17 protein-coding genes are annotated in these 17,114 nt (G+C 64.7%); 12 read left to right on the forward strand and 5 right to left on the reverse strand.

The features are described from left to right. A partial coding sequence (locus tag HL671_RS33980) for a hypothetical protein (protein ID WP_172242675.1) occupies nucleotides 1-691 on the forward strand: 691 nt, incomplete at its 5' end. Between the two features lie 72 nt (nucleotides 692-763). Here the strand turns inward: HL671_RS33980 and HL671_RS33985 are convergent. From HL671_RS33985 to HL671_RS34000, 4 genes are all read right to left on the reverse strand, one after another. Beyond that, entirely contained in the window at nucleotides 764-1,804 is a 1,041-nt protein-coding gene (locus tag HL671_RS33985) for a hypothetical protein (protein ID WP_172242678.1), read from the reverse strand. Nucleotides 1,805-2,294: 490 nt separating this feature from the next. Beyond that, on the reverse strand, nucleotides 2,295-2,543 hold the full coding sequence (locus tag HL671_RS33990) for a DUF3297 family protein (RefSeq protein ID WP_006614234.1): 249 nt from the start codon (nucleotides 2,541-2,543) through the stop codon (nucleotides 2,295-2,297). Then, a complete protein-coding gene (locus HL671_RS33995) occupies nucleotides 2,540-3,028 on the reverse strand; it encodes a glutathione peroxidase (protein WP_012046161.1) in 489 nt (162 codons plus the stop codon). The genes HL671_RS33990 and HL671_RS33995 overlap by 4 nt, the downstream gene beginning before the upstream one ends. A 3-nt stretch (nucleotides 3,029-3,031) precedes the next feature. Continuing rightward, a complete protein-coding gene (locus tag HL671_RS34000; protein WP_172242681.1) occupies nucleotides 3,032-4,426 on the reverse strand; it encodes an amidase family protein in 1,395 nt (464 codons plus the stop codon). A 366-nt stretch (nucleotides 4,427-4,792) separates the two neighbouring features. Between HL671_RS34000 and HL671_RS34005 the strand changes: the two genes are divergently transcribed. Further along, nucleotides 4,793-5,896 carry a lactonase family protein gene (locus HL671_RS34005; protein WP_172242684.1) on the forward strand — a complete coding sequence of 368 codons (1,104 nt, stop codon included), beginning with the start codon at nucleotides 4,793-4,795 and terminating at the stop codon, nucleotides 5,894-5,896. 250 nt (nucleotides 5,897-6,146) lie between these two features. Continuing rightward, nucleotides 6,147-6,581, forward strand: coding sequence for a group III truncated hemoglobin (locus HL671_RS34010; protein ID WP_012046164.1), 435 nt, complete (start codon nucleotides 6,147-6,149; stop codon nucleotides 6,579-6,581). Between the two features lie 97 nt (nucleotides 6,582-6,678). Here the strand turns inward: HL671_RS34010 and HL671_RS34015 are convergent, their stop codons facing one another. Continuing rightward, entirely contained in the window at nucleotides 6,679-6,936 is a 258-nt protein-coding gene (locus HL671_RS34015) for a DUF6894 family protein (RefSeq protein ID WP_006614239.1), read from the reverse strand. 305 nt (nucleotides 6,937-7,241) lie between these two features. On the opposite strand from HL671_RS34015, the gene pqqA reads away from it, so the two are divergent. The 9 genes from pqqA to HL671_RS34060 all read left to right on the forward strand — a co-directional run bounded on the left by pqqA (nucleotide 7,242) and on the right by HL671_RS34060 (nucleotide 16,961). Next, on the forward strand, nucleotides 7,242-7,322 hold the full coding sequence (gene pqqA, locus HL671_RS34020) for a pyrroloquinoline quinone precursor peptide PqqA (protein ID WP_012029362.1): 81 nt from the start codon (nucleotides 7,242-7,244) through the stop codon (nucleotides 7,320-7,322). Nucleotides 7,323-7,612: 290 nt separating this feature from the next. Then, a complete protein-coding gene (gene pqqB, locus HL671_RS34025) occupies nucleotides 7,613-8,542 on the forward strand; it encodes a pyrroloquinoline quinone biosynthesis protein PqqB (protein WP_012046165.1) in 930 nt (309 codons plus the stop codon). A 20-nt stretch (nucleotides 8,543-8,562) separates the two neighbouring features. Next, nucleotides 8,563-9,318 carry a pyrroloquinoline-quinone synthase PqqC gene (gene pqqC / locus HL671_RS34030; protein WP_012046166.1) on the forward strand — a complete coding sequence of 252 codons (756 nt, stop codon included), beginning with the start codon at nucleotides 8,563-8,565 and terminating at the stop codon, nucleotides 9,316-9,318. A 245-nt stretch (nucleotides 9,319-9,563) separates the two neighbouring features. Continuing rightward, a complete protein-coding gene (pqqD, locus tag HL671_RS34035; protein WP_012046167.1) occupies nucleotides 9,564-9,872 on the forward strand; it encodes a pyrroloquinoline quinone biosynthesis peptide chaperone PqqD in 309 nt (102 codons plus the stop codon). Next, nucleotides 9,869-11,065, forward strand: coding sequence for a pyrroloquinoline quinone biosynthesis protein PqqE (gene pqqE / locus HL671_RS34040; protein ID WP_172242687.1), 1,197 nt, complete (start codon nucleotides 9,869-9,871; stop codon nucleotides 11,063-11,065). Before pqqD ends, pqqE begins: the two co-directional genes overlap by 4 nt. Next, the gene (pip, locus tag HL671_RS34045; protein ID WP_012046169.1) at nucleotides 11,058-12,047 is read left to right on the forward strand and encodes a prolyl aminopeptidase; all 990 of its coding nucleotides are present in this window, start codon (nucleotides 11,058-11,060) and stop codon (nucleotides 12,045-12,047) included. Before pqqE ends, pip begins: the two co-directional genes overlap by 8 nt. A gap of 151 nt (nucleotides 12,048-12,198) precedes the next feature. After that, complete coding sequence (locus HL671_RS34050) at nucleotides 12,199-12,870, forward strand: DUF4286 family protein (RefSeq protein ID WP_172242690.1); 672 nt, start codon at nucleotides 12,199-12,201, stop codon at nucleotides 12,868-12,870. A gap of 471 nt (nucleotides 12,871-13,341) precedes the next feature. Next, nucleotides 13,342-15,141, forward strand: coding sequence for an FAD-dependent oxidoreductase (locus HL671_RS34055; RefSeq protein ID WP_012046171.1), 1,800 nt, complete (start codon nucleotides 13,342-13,344; stop codon nucleotides 15,139-15,141). Then, nucleotides 15,111-16,961: a 2-oxoacid:acceptor oxidoreductase subunit alpha gene (locus tag HL671_RS34060; protein WP_012046172.1), complete on the forward strand. Its 1,851-nt coding sequence runs from the start codon at nucleotides 15,111-15,113 to the stop codon at nucleotides 16,959-16,961. Before HL671_RS34055 ends, HL671_RS34060 begins: the two co-directional genes overlap by 31 nt. The last annotated feature ends 153 nt before the right edge of the window (nucleotides 16,962-17,114 follow it).

Genomic DNA, 17,114 nt, shown 5'->3' on the forward strand with positions numbered 1-17,114 from the left:
GACTCTAGCCAAAAATGGTCCAGTTTTCCGGCCTCAGATCATACCCGAATTAATGACTCGAAGTAACGCAACGGAAATTTCAAAGCATCAACTACCTGACCTTAGCGCGCCATTTTTTCGAATGCCGCTAATGCGAAGAGACCTTTCAAGACAACATCAGAAGCTGGTTGAACTGGAAAAGGAATTTCCCGGCACCGTTCTTTACGCATCACCCGGCATGAAAAACCTGAGTCAATTCAACTTAGGCTATAAAGCCTGCCGCGTGCACGAGCTAACCGCATTTTTCTCACCTGCAGAAATTGGTCTGCTAGCTGACAATGCAGAACACGCAGTTGCCTATCAAATGGACCCACCTCTTGCGTACTTCTGCTCAACGCCGCGAGCTATCAACGCAATGACCTTTGAAGCGCTAACTAGAAATGCGAGGGAGCTGTTCCTCCGCCCAAGATATATGAGGCTGGAAAACTCATCTCACGAGCTCTTAAACGCCGTACGCCAGATGGTGAGCCCAGAGATGAGGGGAGCGGAAGGGGAAGTCAGGCGGCGCATCGGCATCCGACGGTCAGATCGGCGCCGGGAGCAGCCTGCTTCCCAGCGAACGGAACGAGCGATTGAGGACATCTTGCTTGCTCGGGAAATGGTCCGCGTCGATCTGGGCTTGGATGTATTAATCGCGCAACCCCGCGAGTAGCGACTTTCTTTCAGATCATTTGAAGCGGGGAGCGTGACGCGGGAGCCGCGAATTGACGTGCGGCCGGACCTCTTAGGGGCGCAGCCGCTGCACTGAGGTCGGCAGACTCGTGGTGACCCACTCCGCAATCACCTGCTGCTTCCGGTGATACGCCAGCCCCGCGGCCACCACCGCGACCCCGATCAGCGACAGCGCGAACGGGAACAGCAGCGAGTCCTTGAAGACGACGTCGGCGAGATGGCCGAGATACATCGTGATGCCGATGGCGCCGAACACGGCGTAGGCGCGGCGGACGATGATGACGGCGATTAGCAGCAGGCCGACGTTCATCAGGCAGTAGATCGCCTTGCCGAGCTCGGTGGCGCCTTCGGTGGCGCTGATGCCGCCCCAGAAGGCCAGCAGGCCGAACAGGTGCAGCCAGAAGCCGAGGTCGCGGCGGTCGCTGGTGGTGTCGACGATCCAGGCGAGAACGAGCATGCCGAGGCCGAACCAGATCGACACGATGCGGCGCATCTCCCAGTCGATATGGCCAAGGTTGAAGATCCAGGGCGAGAGGTCCATCGACATGAACCACAGCGCGACCGAGATGATCGCGACGATGAAGGGCACGCGGTAGAAGCGCAGCGCGATGCTGCCGGCCGCGATAGTCGCGATTTCCATGAACAGCCAGCTGCCCTTGATCCAGACGTAGAAGTCCTGGACCGTGCCGGGCTTGCCGAATTTGCCCCACCAGCCGAACTCCTCCTGCAGGCCGTAGACGGCGAGCGGCGCCATCGACACCGCGATCGCGATCAGCAGGCCGCCGGGGACGCGCAGATCGCGGCGCCAGAGGTGGTTGCCGGCGAAGCCGAAGGCTGCGGCATAAGCGAGCGCGCAGGCGGTCAGCGCGCGGCCGCCCATCTGCGAGAACGCCACCGTCGAGAACAGGCCCATGGCGCCGATCACGATCAGCGCGCCCGCGTACCAGAGCAGGTGCGCGGCATCGAATGTGGCGCGGGGCGTGGGACCCGCCTTCGCCTGTTGCTCGAGGTAGGTCAGCAACCGCTGCAACTCGTCAGGTGCGATCACGCCGGCTCCGGCGGCGGCGCGCAGATCTCGTTCCGAATAGGACATCGTTATCACCCTTTGCCACTCCGCCTGACGTACGCGCGGTCTGTCGCGGCAACGCCTGGGGCGCTGCGCGTCGCGAACCGGTGCCGACGTGGCGGATAAGGGTGAGTGTAGCGGAGCTTGAGCGACGTTCAAGATAATTATGAACAACGCTCAAAGTTGTTTGCGGTGGCTGGACGTGGGGTAACCTGCCAAGACCAGCATGGCACAGCGGCCTGCCCCACCCTCCGCCGTCATTCCTCGCGAAAGCGGGAATCCAGTACGCTGCGGCCACGCGATCCGTCACTGCCATCTCTGCAATACTGGATCGTCCGCTTTCGCTTTCGCGGACGATGACAGTTGGGGTGGAACGGGCTCCTTCCGCGTCATTGCGAGCGGAATGAAGCAATCCAGAGGCCTTGTGCGGCCCTGGAACGCGTCGCTTCGCTCGCGATGACGGTGTGGAGAAGCAGGCTTCCGAAACAATCCGACAGGCGGCGGACGCGCCCCGCCCTCAATCCTTGAAATACGGCTCCACCGGGCCGTGGACCTTGATGGTCAGCGGGTTGCCGTGCCGGTCCTTGGCGGTGCCGGCGGCGACGCGGATCCAGCCTTCGCTGATGCAGTATTCCTCGACATTGGTCTTCTCGGCGCCCTTGAAGCGGATGCCGACGTCGCGCGACAGGATCTCCGCATTGTAATAGGGGCTCTTCGGATCGACCGAGAGGCGGTCGGGGAAGGTGAAGGTCTCGTTGTCGCTCACAGCAGTGCCTCGATCTCTTTCTTCAACGCCTCGGGCGTGGTGGTCGGCGCATGGCGCGACACCACATTGCCTTGGCGATCGACCAGGAATTTGGTGAAATTCCATTTGATCGCCGAGCCCAAGAGGCCGGTCTTCTCGCCCTTCAGGAACTTGTAGAGCGGATGCGCCTCCGCGCCGTTGACGTCGATCTTCGCAAACAGCGGGAAGGTGACATCGTACTTCGTCGAGCAGAACGCACCGATCTCCTCGGCCGTGCCGGGCTCCTGGGCGCCGAACTGGTTACAGGGAAATCCGAGCACGGCAAAGCCCCTGTCCGCATAGGCGCGGTGCAACGCCTCCAGGCCGCGATATTGCGGCGTGAAGCCGCACGCGCTCGCGGTGTTGACGATCAGGAGCACCTGTCCCGCGAAGCGCTTCAGCGGCACCTCCTCGCCCGTGAGCGAGGCGGCGGTGAAATCGTAGATGCTGGCCGTTGGACTCGCCATGGCTCAGGCTGCCACCGGATCGATCGGCGATGGCGGCGTGCCGCCCGCCTCGATGGCTTCGCCGGCGGCGAGGCACATGTCCTCGCGAAAGCGCTGGCCGACGAGCTGCACGCCGACGGGCACGCGGCCGACCATGCCGGTCGAGACCGTCAGGCCCGGCAGGCCGAAGAACGGAATCGCGATCTGCGTCAGCTGCGCGTGCCAGACCTGCTTGAACGACTCCTCGTCCTTGCGGTCGAGCTGATCGGCGAAGGGCAGCATGCCGGAGACCGGCATCAGCAGCAGCGGATGCTGCTCCATGAACGTCAGCCACTGCCGGGTCAGCGCGGCGCGGCGCGCGAGCGTCTGCGACAGGTCGAACGGATGCACCTTGTCGCGGACGCCGCGCAGGCAGGCCAGCGCGCCGGGATCGCCCTCCTTCTCGGCCGCCGCGAGCTGGGCCTCGTAGCCGTCGCCGAGCCACAGCCGGGTTTGCAGCAGCGCGGCCTCCTGCATCGGCGGCGTGTCCTTGATTTCGTCCACGGTCCAGCCGGCGGCCTCCAGGCGCTTGGCAGCATCGCGCAGCGCGGCGACGACCTCCGGCACCGGATTCAGCCCGTCCGGGTTGACGCAGAGCTTGACGCGCTTCGGCAGATCAGGGCCTTCCAGCGGCACCGGCATCCACCAGATATCGCGGACGTCGCGCGCCGACATCGCCGCAAGCGCGATCCTGACGTCGTTGATGGTGCGGGCGAGCGGGCCGGAGACGGCGCTGATCTGGGGGCCGATCGGGCGCTCGGGGAGACAGGTATTGAAGGCGGGGATGCGGCCGACGGTCGGACGCAGGCCGTGGATGCCGCAGGCATAGGCCGGATAGCGCACCGAGCCGGCGATATCCGTGCCGTGGCCGATATGGCCGATGCCGGCGGCCGTCGCGGAGCCTGCGCCCCCCGAGGAGCCGCCCGGGGTGATGCCGGGATCGCGCGGGTTCTTGGTGTGGCCATGGATGAGATTGCTGGTGAACCAGCGATAGGACACCGCCGGCGTGTTGGTGCGGCCGAGCAGCACGGCGCCGGCCTTGACGAAGTTGTTGACGACCGGATTGTGCGCGGACGCGATCGCGTCCTTCTGCAGATTGAGGCCGTTGGTGGTGGCGTAGCCTGTCTGGTCGACATTGACCTTGATCGTCACCGGCACGCCGGCGAGCGGCCCCGGATCCTCGCCGCGCGCGAGCCGTGCGTCGATCGCGTCGGCCTGCTGCAGGACGTCCTCAGGACGATGGTCGATCACGGCGTTGATCTGATGATTGACCTGGTCGAGCCGCGCCAGCGCCGCGGTCGCGGCATCGCGGGCGGAAACCTGTTTCGACTTGATGAGGGCGGCGAGATCGGCAGCCGGCAGGCGCCAGAGATCGGTCATGGGGAGCTCCGTGGTGACCCCGCGTTCTTAGCGCGCGGAACGGCGGGGAGAAAGCCGTCGCGGCGCGGCACTCCGGGACAGCCTATGCGGCAAAGCGCATAGGTCTGGTTGCTGCTCGCTCTCTCCCCCTCGTCATGGCCGGGCCTGTCCCCGCCATCCACGTTGAGCCGCGCTCGCTGACCGACGTGGATGCCCGGGACGGAGCCCGGGCATGACGGAGACATGAGTTGGCGTCGCATTCAAAGGCGAAAGTCGCGCCGGCGATCAATACCGATCCTGCATCGATCGATCCGGAAACAAGCTTGGCCAAGCTTCGCAAACGACTTTAAGACCTCAAGCAACAACATCATAAACGGAGGAAACCAGATGATCAGATCGGGCACCATCATGGCCGCAACATTCGTTCTCGCCGCTGCAGCAACGCTGGCGCCGCGCGCGGCCTCCGCCGAGACCTACGCCTATGTCGGCAATGCCGACAGCAACGACATCAGCGTCTTCAAGTTCGACGCGATGACCGGCGAGATGGTGCCGGTGCAGACGGCCGCTTTCGTCGGCGTCGAGAAGCCGGGCTCGTCGACCCCGCTCGCGGTCAGCCCGGACAAGACGGTGCTGATCGCCGGCGTGCGCGCGCAGCCTTACCTCGCGGAGAGCTTTGCGATCGACGCCAAGACCGGCCAGCTCAGCCATCTCGGCAACGGACCGCTCGCCGACAGCATGGCCAACATCGCCTTCGACCGCACCGGCAAGGTGCTGTTCAGCGCCTCCTATGGCGGCAACAAGGTGGCGGTGAATCCGGTCCAGGCCAGCGGGGTCGTGGCGGCGCCGAGCCAGGTGATCCCGACCGGGCTCAACGCCCACGCCTTCCTGCCCTCGCCCGACAACCGCTTCGTGTTCGCGACCAATCTGGGCTCCGACCAAGTGCTCGGCTTCGCCTTCGATGCGGCCACGGGCACGCTGACGGCCAAGGAGGCGCTGACGGTCAAGACGCCGGAGAAGTCGGGACCGCGCCACTTCATCTTCCACCCGAACGGCAAGTTCATCTATCTGCTGCACGAGCTCAACGCCGATCTCGCGGTCTATGGCTATGACGCCGACAAGGGCCTTTGGAGCGAGCAGCAGCGGCTCACCACCCTGCCCGCCGGCTTCACCGGCAAGCCCTGGGCGGCCGATCTTCACCTCACGCCTGACGGCCAGTTCCTGTACGCCTCCGAGCGCGGCTCGAACACGCTCGCCGCCTTCAAGGTCGATGCGGCCAGCGGCCGGCTGACCTCGATCGGCAGCGTGCCGACGGAGACGCAGCCGCGCGGCTTCGCCATCGATCCCGGCGGACGCTATCTCGCCGCCGTGGGCGAGGTGTCGAACGGCATGACCGTCTATCGTATCGATGCCGCCAGCGGCGCGCTGGAGAAGATCAAATCATATGCCGTCGGCAAGAAGCCGAACTGGGTGGAGTTCGTCAGCCTGCCGTAATCGGCGACAGCTATTGAAGCGACACCTTCAACGCGGCCATCCTTCGAGACGCCCGCCTAGGGCGGGCTCCTCAGGATGAGGGCGGAGTTCGCAGCGATATTCATTGGCCGCATCGCGGATGTTCACTCTCATGGTGAGGAGCGCCGTCCTCGGCGCGTCTCCGGACGACGCTTCGCATCGCCGGGAGACCCATGAGGCCGGGCAAGCCCCGACATTCCCATCGGCGCGGTTAGCGCCTATATCCAGCGACATGAATAGCCCTGCTGCCCAGACCGACCGCCATCCTCTCGCGGTTCAACATCCGGAACTCGACGACGCCTCCATCCGGCTGCTGGTCGAGACCTTCTACGGCCGCGCGCGCGAGGACGCGCTGATCGGGCCGATCTTCAACCGCGCGGTGGCGGACTGGGACGAGCATATCGACCGGATCAGCGATTTCTGGTCGTCGATGTTCTTGAAGACCGGCCGCTACAATGGCGCACCGATGCGGCCGCATCTGGCCTTGTCACTGCAAGGCGCGCATTTCGATCGCTGGCTGCAGCTGTTCGAGGCGACGGCGCGCGAGCTGTTCGCGCCGGATCTCGCCGACCTCTTCATCATCCGCGCGCGGCGGATCGCCGACAGTTTCGAGATGGGGATCGCCAGCACGCGCGGCGAGCTGATGCGGCCCCGTCATTCGGTCTGACGCGGCCCGGCTGCCGCACGCCGTCATCCATGTGACCGACATCCATATGAGCGACCGACGGCAGGCAATGCCACGCCTGGCGCAGGTCCATCGGCGCTCAATGCCGCGTCATCGATTGCGCGGTCATGTTGAAGATGGCCTCGGAGAACGGAAACTCCAGCACGATCTCGCCATCCTCATCGGTGACCTCGATGACCGCCGTCATCAGGGCAGCATTGCCACCTTCGGTGCGGAGCAGTTCCTTGATCATGTCGCGCGCCACTTCCCAGGCGCGGTCGGGATTGCGTAGCACTTCACCGTCGGTGTCGGAGACCAGTTCCTCGCCGATCCGTGTGTTGAAGAAATATCTAGGCATCGTCAGTTTCCAATGGGGCGCGCGCTGGGATTTTGAAGGCTCGAACGTCTCACATCTGCTTTATCCAGGCAGCTCAGACCCTTGAAGCTAGGGGCTGAACTGAACCGCATTGCGAAGCCATCGATCACGAATCCGTTGTTTTCACGACCCGTTGCGGTGAAAACGGTTGCAATTCGCATCTGCGGCTTCGCACTGCAATAAACAGGCCTGAAAGGCTCAAAACAGAAAATTCCACTGGCGAACTTTTCGTGGCACGGTAGTTTAAATCTGAGGACGATAACCGTCCCGTCTTGAAGGAGAGGACAATGGCCTGGAAAGCACCGAAGATCGTTGAAGTGCCGGTTGGCATGGAAATCAACATGTATGCCTGCGCGGCTCGCAAATAATTCGCGGGTGTGACGTCCAGGTCCCGCCCGACCAGGACGTCGGCGCCAGAGGGTGGGCATCCGTGATCGCGTATGAGCCAGCCCCTACGCAGGTCCGATGTCCACCCTCGTCGCTCCTTTGCTGCTTCGCCAGCAGGCTTTGCTGTGTCGCTTGCTACGCTATCCACCTGCTCGCGCTTTGCTTGCTGCGTCGTGCCCCGCTTCACCCAGACTTGCGTCACTTTGACTGCTGGTCGTCCTGCCGCTGGTAATCGCGTGCGTCACCAGAGCTGAGATCCAGGAGACGGCTCATGCTTCGCCTCGTCGTCCTGGGCGCCGCCGCGGGCGGCGGAGTCCCGCAATGGAATTGTGGCTGCGCGGTGTGCCGTGCCGCGCGCACCTCACATCCCGAGATCCGCAACAGCCAGGCGTCAGTCGCCGTCAGCGCCGATGGCGCCAACTGGTTCCTGATCAACGCCTCGCCCGACCTGCGCCAGCAGGTCACCTCGACGCCGCAACTGCATCCGAAGCCGGGCGCGCTGCGCCACAGCCCGATCGCCGGCGTGATCCTGACCAATGGCGAGATCGACGCGATCACCGGGCTGCTGTCGATGCGCGAAAGCTCACCTTTCTCGATCCATGCGCACCCCAAGGTGCTTGCGATCCTGCGTTCGAACAACATCTTCGATGTGCTGAAGGACGAGACGGTCAAGCGCGTTCCGATCGTCATCGATGTTCCGTTCCGGCCGCTGCTGCAGGACGGCGCGCCGTCCGGCCTCGAGGTCACCGCCTTCGCGGTGTCCGGCACCAGCGCCTGGTATCTGCGTGACAAGCAGCACCCGGGCGGCAGCGCATCGGCCGGCGACACGCTGGGGCTGAGGATCGCCGACCTCGACAGCGGGCAATATTGCTACGTCATTGCCGCCTGCGCCGACGTCGACCATGAGCTGAGAATGAAATTGAAGGGCGCGCCGCTGGTGCTGTTCGATGGCACGGTGTGGCGCGACGACGAGATGATCCAGGCCGGACTCGGCAACAAGACCGGGCAGAGCATGGGACATATCGCGATGTCCGGAGAAAGCGGCGCGATCAAGCAGCTGGCGGACCTCGGGATCGGCAGGAAGATCTTCCTGCACATCAACAACTCCAATCCGGCGTGGCTGCACGCCTCACCCGAGCGGCAAACGTTGGAACGCGAGGGATGGGAAATCCCCGCTGAAGGGATGGAGATCGTATTGTGAGTGAGGTCAATCTGAGCGGAATGACGGCGCTGTCGATCGGACGCGGCGTGACGCTGAACAATGCTGCGGAACTGGAAGCGGCGCTGCGCCACATCGGCGCAACGCGCTATCACAATCACCACCCGTTCCATAAGCTGCTGCACAGCGGCAAGCTGAACAAGGGCCAGGTGCAGGCCTGGGCGCTCAATCGCTACTACTACCAATCGACGATCCCGCTGAAGGACGCGATGGTCATGACCCGCTTCCGCGACCGCGCCACGCGGCTGGAATGGCGGCACCGCATCGAGGATCATGACGGCGATGTCGGCAGCGAGGGCGGCATCGAGCGCTGGCTGAAGCTGACCGAGGGCCTCGGCCTCGACACGGCCTATGTGGAATCCACCGAAGGCATCCTGCCGGCGACGCGCTTCGCGGTGGAGGCCTATGTGCATTTCTGCCGCGACCGCTCGCCGCTGGAGGCGATCGCCTCATCGCTGACCGAGCTGTTCGCCCCGAGCATCCACGAGGAGCGCATCTCCGGGATGTTGGAGCATTACAGCTTCGTCAATCACGACACGATGAGCTACTTCAAGCGCCGCCTCACCCAGGCGCCGCGCGATGCGAATTTCGCACTGCATTACGTCAAGGAGCATGCGACCACGCCGGAGCAGCGCGCCGCGGTGTGCAACGCGCTGATCTTCAAGACCAACGTGCTGTGGGTGCAGCTCGACGCGCTGTATCACGCCTATGTCGAAGGCCACATCCCGCCCGGCGCCTTCGTGCCGAAGGAGGGGTGATCGTGGTCTTCGCGGCTCTCTCAACAGCACCGGTGCCACCATCCCCTGGAGGGGGAGGGTCGGTCCGCGCGAAGCGCGAGGCGGGGTGGGGTGGAGCCACCAGCCGCGGTGTGAATGGAGAGATCACCCCACCCCGCCGCGCATCGCGAGCGATGCGCGGCGACCCTCCCCCTCCAGGGGAGGGTGGGCACCGCCGATGCTGCAGCATCGGACAGAACGCAACCGTTATCGGCTAGAGACCCGCCATGGCCCCGCGTCACATCCAAGTTGCCGAGACCAGCCGCGTGGTACTGCCGCGGCATACCAAGCTGAAATTCGACGAGACGCGCCAGGTCTGGGTGATCCTGGCGCCGGAGCGGGTGCTGGCGCCGGATGAGATCGCGGTCGAGGTGCTCAAACTGTGCGACGGCGTGCGCAGCGTTGCCGGCATCATCGACGAGCTGGCGACGAAATATGCCGCGCCGCGCGACGTGATCGCGACCGACGTCGTGGCCATGCTACAGGATCTCGCCGACAAGGGCTTTCTGACCGAGGTTCGGGAGACGACCTCATGACCGAGCTGACTGAGACGACGCCGCAGGTCGACGCGAATGACGGGCTCGCCGTGCTGGAGCGGCGCGGTTCCGTGGCCGAGACTTACGGCATTCCGCTCGCCGTGCTGCTCGAACTCACGCATCGCTGCCCGCTGCAATGCCCCTATTGCTCCAACCCGTTGGAGCTCGATCGCGCCGGCCAGGAGCTGACCACCGCCGAATGGAAGAAGGTGCTGTCGGAGCTCGCCGAGATCGGCGTGCTGCAGGTGCATTTCTCGGGCGGCGAGCCGACCGCGCGCAAGGACATCGTCGAGCTGGTGCAGCACGCCAATGACGTCGGGCTCTACACCAATCTGATCACCTCGGCGGTGCTGCTGACGCGCGAGCGGCTGAAGGAGCTGGCAGATGCCGGGCTGTGTCACGTGCAGATCAGCTTCCAGGGCAACGAGCCCGTCGTGGCCGATCGCGTCGGCGGCTACAAGGGCGGCCATAGCAAGAAGCTCGAGGTCGCGAAGTGGACCCGCGAGCTGGACCTGCCGCTGACGGTGAACGCTGTGATGCACCGGCAGAACCTGCACCAGCTGCCAGACATCATCCAGATGGCGGTCGATCTCGATGCCGACCGGCTCGAGGTCGCCAATGTGCAATATTACGGCTGGGCGCTGAAGAACCGCGCCAGCCTGATGCCGACCTACGAACAGTTGGAGGAGACCGACCGTCTGGTCGAAGAGGCGCGCGAGCGGCTGAAGGGTACGCTGACCATCGACTACGTCGTGCCGGACTACTACGCGCTGCGGCCGAAGAAGTGCATGGGCGGCTGGGGCCGGCAGTTCTTCAACATCTCGCCGTCGGGCAAGGTGCTGCCGTGCCATGCTGCCGAGAGCATCACCGGGCTCGACTTCATGTCGGTGCGCTCGAACAACTCGATCGCCTGGATCTGGCAGAACTCCGAGGCCTTCAACCGCTATCGCGGCACCGGCTGGATGAAGGAGCCGTGCAAATCTTGCGAGTTCCGCGAGATCGATTTCGGCGGCTGCCGCTGCCAGGCCTTCGCACTGACCGGCGATGCGGCCAACACGGATCCGGCCTGCACGCTGTCGCCGCTGCACGAAAGCATCTTCAAGCAGGCCGAGCGCGACGCGGCCTCGGGCCAGGACCGCTTCCTCTATCGCAACTTTGCCGGCGGCACGCCGGAGAACGGCAACGATGCCTGATGCCGAAGCCGGCCGCGCCGCCGCGCGCCGCACCGATCCGTTCACGCCGCTGACGTCGGAATGGCTCGACGTCTCCGGCGGCCATCAGATCTATGTCGAGAGCGCCGGCCGCGTCGGCGGCATTCCCGCGCTCTATCTGCATGGCGGGCCGGGCTCCGGCTGCCAGCCGGATCACCGCCGCCTGTTCGATCCCGAGCGCTTCCATGCCGTGCTGTTCGACCAGCGCGGCGCCGGGCGCTCGCGCCCCACGCGCAGCCGCGACAACAACACCCTGCCCGACCTGATCGCCGACATGGAGGCGATCCGCGCGAAATTCGGCTTCGAACGCTGGCTCGTCGCCGGCGGCTCCTGGGGCGCGACCTTGGCGCTGGCCTATGCAGAGGCGCATCCGACGCGCGTGACCGGTCTGGTGCTGCGCGCGACCTTTCTCGGCACCCGCGCCGAGGTCGAAGCAGCGTTCGGCGAGACGCTGGCGCGGTTTCATCCGACGCTGCACCGCGACTTCCTGGAGATGCTGCCGGAAGCCGAGCGTGCCAATCCGTGCGACGCCTATTTCCGCCGCATCCTCGATCCGGATCCGGCCATCCACGGCCCCGCCGCGCGCGCCTGGCACGATACCGAGCGCGCCTTGTCCGAGGTCAAGCCGGCGCGCAGCCATCTCGACCGGCTCGCGATCCGCTCCGGCAGCGCGCTGCCGGCGACGCCGTTCATGGAGGCGCATTACTTCTCGCAGGACAGCTTCATGGCGCCGGACCAGCTGCTGCGCGACGCGACGAAGCTCGCCGGCATCCCCGGCATCATCGTGCAGGGCCGCTACGACCTGCTCTGTCCGCCCTCGACCTCGGCGCGGCTGGCGGAGGTGTGGCGCGACGCCGAAATCCGTGTCGTCGAGGCCGCAGGTCACAATCTTTATGACCCCGGCATCCGCGATGCGGTCATGAAAGCCATCTGCGATATGGCTAAGCGCACGGCCGCGCCTTAAACACACCCCTTCTTCCCCTCATGCTGAGGAGGCGCGCCAGCGCCGTCTCGAAGCATGAGGCCCGCGATCCCTCCGGGCCTCATGCTTCGAGACGGCCGCCTATGGCGGCCTCCTCGGGATGAGGATCAGCCACATGCACAGGAGCCTTAAGATGCCCATCGCCGGGAAAGGCATGCTTTTGACATCGATGAACATCGATGCCGAGCATGAAGCTGATTTCAACCATTGGTACGACAGCGAGCATCTCGAAGAGCGCGTGGCCATCCCCGGCTTCATCGAGGCGCGGCGTTATGTCGCCGAGCAGGGCAGCCCGAAATATCTCTGCCTGTATTCGACCGAGACCATCGACGTGCTCGACAGCGCGCCCTATCGCGCGCGGCTGGATGCGCCGACGGAATGGTCGAAGACCGTGATGGCGCGCTTCAAGAACATGATCCGCAGTGTCGCCCGCATCACGATTTCCAAAGGCGCGGGGCGCGGCGCCGTCCTCGGCATCATCCGCCTGCGGCCGAAGCCGGGACAGGACAAGGCGCTGCGCGACGCGCTGAAGATCGAGCTCGACCCGCGCGAACTCAAGGGCGTGATCTCGATGCACCTGCTCGAGGGCGATGCCGATCTCTCAGGGCCTGCCGCAGGCGTGCCCGCGAGTTCTCGCGACGCGGATTGGTTCATCCTGATTGACGGCACCGACAGCCACGCCATCGCCACCTTGATGACGACGCGCTTCGCCGCGATCGATGGTCCGCTGGCGACGCAGATCTCGGCCGGCATCTACCGCCTGATGTGGGATCTGAGCCGGGCTGACATCGCGGCGCATGAGTAGCGCACCTCTTACCACGCGTCATGCCCGGGCTTGTCCCGCCTGCGCGGCCGACGCCGCTTCGGCGCGGCGAAGGCCCGGGCATCCACGCCGCGCTCAGGATGCCGAACGACGTGGATGGCCGGGACAAGCCCGGCCATGACGACTGAGTGCGCGGCGGCTTCCTTGGCACACTCTTTTTCACCCACTCATTCCCATCGTCACATCCCGCATCGCAACACATGGCAGTATCGCGCCTGCAATGCGGCAGCGCACCACTGTGTATGACCAGCAGCGTTGCAAATTTGCCTTTGTGCGCGCCTTGGAATGGCTCTAGTCTGATAAGACTATTCAATTGAGCCATTCAAAAAACAGAAGGGCGACGACCAGGGCCTGCTCCGGACCTCAACCGATCCTCTGCTGATCCTGAACAAATAGTCGTCCTCATGTCAGGAAGGCCGCGCGCTCGTGGTTCGCCGCGCGGACAGGGTAGGAATGAGAGCGACTGATATTTCGGCCCCCGACTACTTTCACAAAGTGGTCGACTGCCAATGGGCTTGTCCCGCACACACGCCGGTCCCCGAATACATCCGCCTGATCGCCGAGGGTCGCTACAGCGACGCCTACATGATCAATTGGAAGTCGAACGTCTTCCCCGGCATTCTCGGACGCACCTGCGATCGCCCCTGCGAGCCCGCCTGCCGGCGCGGCCGTGTCGAGGAGAGCCCGGTCGCGATCTGCCGCCTCAAGCGCGTGGCCGCCGATTTCAAGGACGACGTGCAGCAGCGGATGCCGCGCCCGGCCCCGAAAAACAGCCGGCGCATCGCGCTGGTCGGCGGCGGTCCCGCATCGCTGACTGTGGCGCGTGACCTCGCGCCGCTCGGCTATCACTGCACCGTGTTTGACGCCGATCCCAGGCCCGGCGGCATGATGCGCTCGCAGATTCCAAAGTTCCGTCTGCCCGACAGCGTGATCGACGAGGAAACCGGCTACGTTCTCAGTCTTGGCGTCGACTACAAGGCCGGTCATCGCATCGACAGCCTCAAGAAGCTGCTGGCCGAGAACTATGATGCCATCTTCATCGGCTCCGGCGCGCCGCGCGGCCGTGAGCTGAACATTCCCGGCCGCAAGGAGGCCGCCGCTAACATCCATCTCGGCATCGACTGGCTGTCCGGCGTCTCGTTCGGCCACACCGACAAGATCGGCAAGCGCGTGATCGTGCTCGGCGGCGGCAATACCGCGATGGATTGCTGCCGCACCGCGCGCCGGCTCGGCGGCGAGGACGTCAAGGTCATCGTGCGCTCCGGCTTCGAGGAGATGAAGGCCTCACCCTGGGAGAAGGAGGACGCGCTGCATGAAGACATCCCGATCCTCAACTATCTCGTGCCGGTCGCCTTCACTCACGACAATGGCAAGCTCACCGGCGTCACCTTCCAGAAGGTGAAGGCCGTCTATGACGACAAGGGCGACCGCTTGCTGGTGCCGTCGGGCGAGCCTGATGTGACCTACGACTGCGACGATGTGCTCGTCGCGGTCGGCCAGGAGAATGCGTTCCCCTGGATCGAGGCCGATTGCGGCATCGAATTCGACAAGCGGCACATGCCCAAGGTCGATCCGACCACGTTCGTCTCGACCAATCCAAAGGTTTTCTTCGGCGGCGACGCCGCATTCGGCCCGAAGAACATCATCTGGGCGGTGGCGCAGGGCCACGAGGCCGCGCTGTCGATCCATCGCCTGCTCTCGGGCGAGGACATCACCGAGCGGCCATTGCCCGAGGTGCACATCTCCTCGCAGAAGATGGGCATCCACGAATGGAGCTACGACAACGACGTCTCGCCGGAGAAGCGCTATAAGGTGCCGCATCGCGACAAGGTCGTGGCGCTGAAGGACATCCGCACCGAGGTCGAGCTCGGCTATGACGTCAAGCTCGCGCTCGGCGAGGCGCATCGCTGCCTGAACTGCGACGTGCAGACGGTGTTCTCCAACACGCTGTGCATCGAGTGCGACGCCTGCGCCGACATCTGCCCGATGGACTGCATCACCTTCACCGACAATGGCGAGGAAGCGGATCTTCGCTCCCGGCTGAGGGCACCATCTGTTCATCCCGACCAGAGCCTCTACGTGTCGTCGGATCTGAAGACCGGCCGCGTGATGGTCAAGGACGAGGACGTCTGCCTTCATTGCGGCCTGTGCGCCGAACGCTGTCCCACCGGTGCGTGGGACATGCAGAAATATTTCATCGAGACGACTCACGCAGGTCACGCATGTCCCAGCAAGCGCCGCTCAGCAGCGTAAACGATTTCGTCGTTCGCTTCGCCAACGTCAACGGCTCCGGCTCGGCCAGCGCCAATGAATTGTTCGCGCGCGCCGTGCTCCGCCACGGCGTGCCGGTGTCCCCGCGCAACATCTTCCCCTCCAACATCCAGGGCCTGCCGACCTGGTACGAGGTGCGCGTGACTGAAGCGGGCCATCTCGGCGCGCGCGGCGGCGGCACCGATCTGATGGTGGCGATGAACCCGCAAACCTGGGACAATGACGTCGCCGGCATCGTGCCGGGCGGCTATCTGTTCTACGATTCGACCAAGCCGATGCCGTCGAGCAAGTTCCGTGACGACGTCACCGTCATCGGCGTACCGCTGACGGCGATCACCAACTCGACCTACTCAGATCCGCGCCAGCGCCAGCTGTTCAAGAACATCATCTATCTCGGTGCCCTCTCCGCCTTGCTCGACATGGATCCGAAGCTGATCGAGCAGCTGATCGGCGAGCAGTACAAGGGCAAGGAAAAGCTGCTCTCCTCCAATGTCCATGCGCTGCATCTCGGCCGCGACTGGGCGCTGCAGAATCTGAAATGTCCGATCGGGCTGCGCATTCGGAAGGCCGACAAGGTCGGCGACCGCATCTTCATCGAGGGCAACAATGCCGCCGCGCTCGGCGCGGTCTATGGCGGCGCCACGGTGTGCGCTTGGTATCCGATCACGCCGTCGTCGTCACTGGCGGAGGCCTTCACCAATCACTGCAAGAAGCTGCGGCACGATCCGGACACGGGCCGGGCCAAATATGCCATCGTGCAGGCCGAGGACGAGCTCGCCTCGATCGGCATGGTGGTCGGCGCGTCCTGGAACGGCGCCCGCGCCTTCACCACGACGTCCGGCCCCGGCGTATCGTTGATGACCGAGTTCATCGGCCTGTCCTACTTCGCCGAGATCCCGGCCGTGATCATGAACGTGCAGCGCGCCGGCCCCTCGACGGGCATGCCGACCCGCACCCAGCAATGCGACCTGATCGCCTGCGCCTATGCGTCGCATGGCGACACCAAGCATGTGCTGCTGTTCCCCGAAGATCCGGCGGAAGCGTTCGAGTTTGCCGCCGCGGCGTTCGATCTCGCCGAGCGGCTGCAGACCACGATCTTCCTGATGCTCGACCTCGACATCGGCATGAACCAGCGGCTGTGCCGGCCGCTGAAATGGGACGATGCCAAGCAGTATGACCGCGGCAAGGTGATGACGGCAGACATGCTCGAGGAAGGCCGCGATTTCGGCCGCTACCTCGACGTCGATGGCGACGGCATTCCGTTCCGCACCTATCCCGGCACGCATCCGACCAAGGGCTCCTACTTCACCCGCGGCACCTCGCGCGACCGCTACGCGCGCTATTCGGAAGAAGGCGCCGTCTATGCCGACAACGTGCAGCGCCTGCTGCGCAAGTTCCAGACGGCGCAGGACATGGTGCCACGGCCACTGCAGGCGAACGCGGCGAAGCCGACCAAATATGGCGTGATCTATTTCGGCTCGACCGCGCCGGCCATGGACGAGGCGATTGGCCTGCTGGAGGCGCGCGGTCATCAGCTCGACCGCCTGCGCATCCGCGCCTTCCCGTTCCATTCCAGCGTGGCGAGCTTCATCGCCGAGCACGACTTCGTCTACGTCGTCGAGCAGAACCGCGACGCCCAGCTGCGCCAGCTGATCGTCAACGAGAACGGCATCGATCCGGTGCGCCTGGTGCCGATCCTGCATTATGACGGCACGCCGATCACCGCACAGTTCATCGCGGCCTCGATCGGCACGCACCAGGACCAGATCAAGGTCACCCCGCTACGCAAGGCAGTGTCGTGATGGCCCCGCTCTCTCCACCATCATGCCCGGGCTTGTCCCGCCTGCGCGGCCGAAGCCGCTTCGGCGCGGCGAAGGCCCGTGCATCCACGTCTATCTTTCTCCGGGCACCCACGTGGATGGCCGGGACAAGCCCGGCCATGACGGCCGTGGGCG

The organism is Bradyrhizobium denitrificans, from assembly GCF_013179005.1.
GTDB lineage: Bacteria > Pseudomonadota > Alphaproteobacteria > Rhizobiales > Xanthobacteraceae > Bradyrhizobium > Bradyrhizobium denitrificans.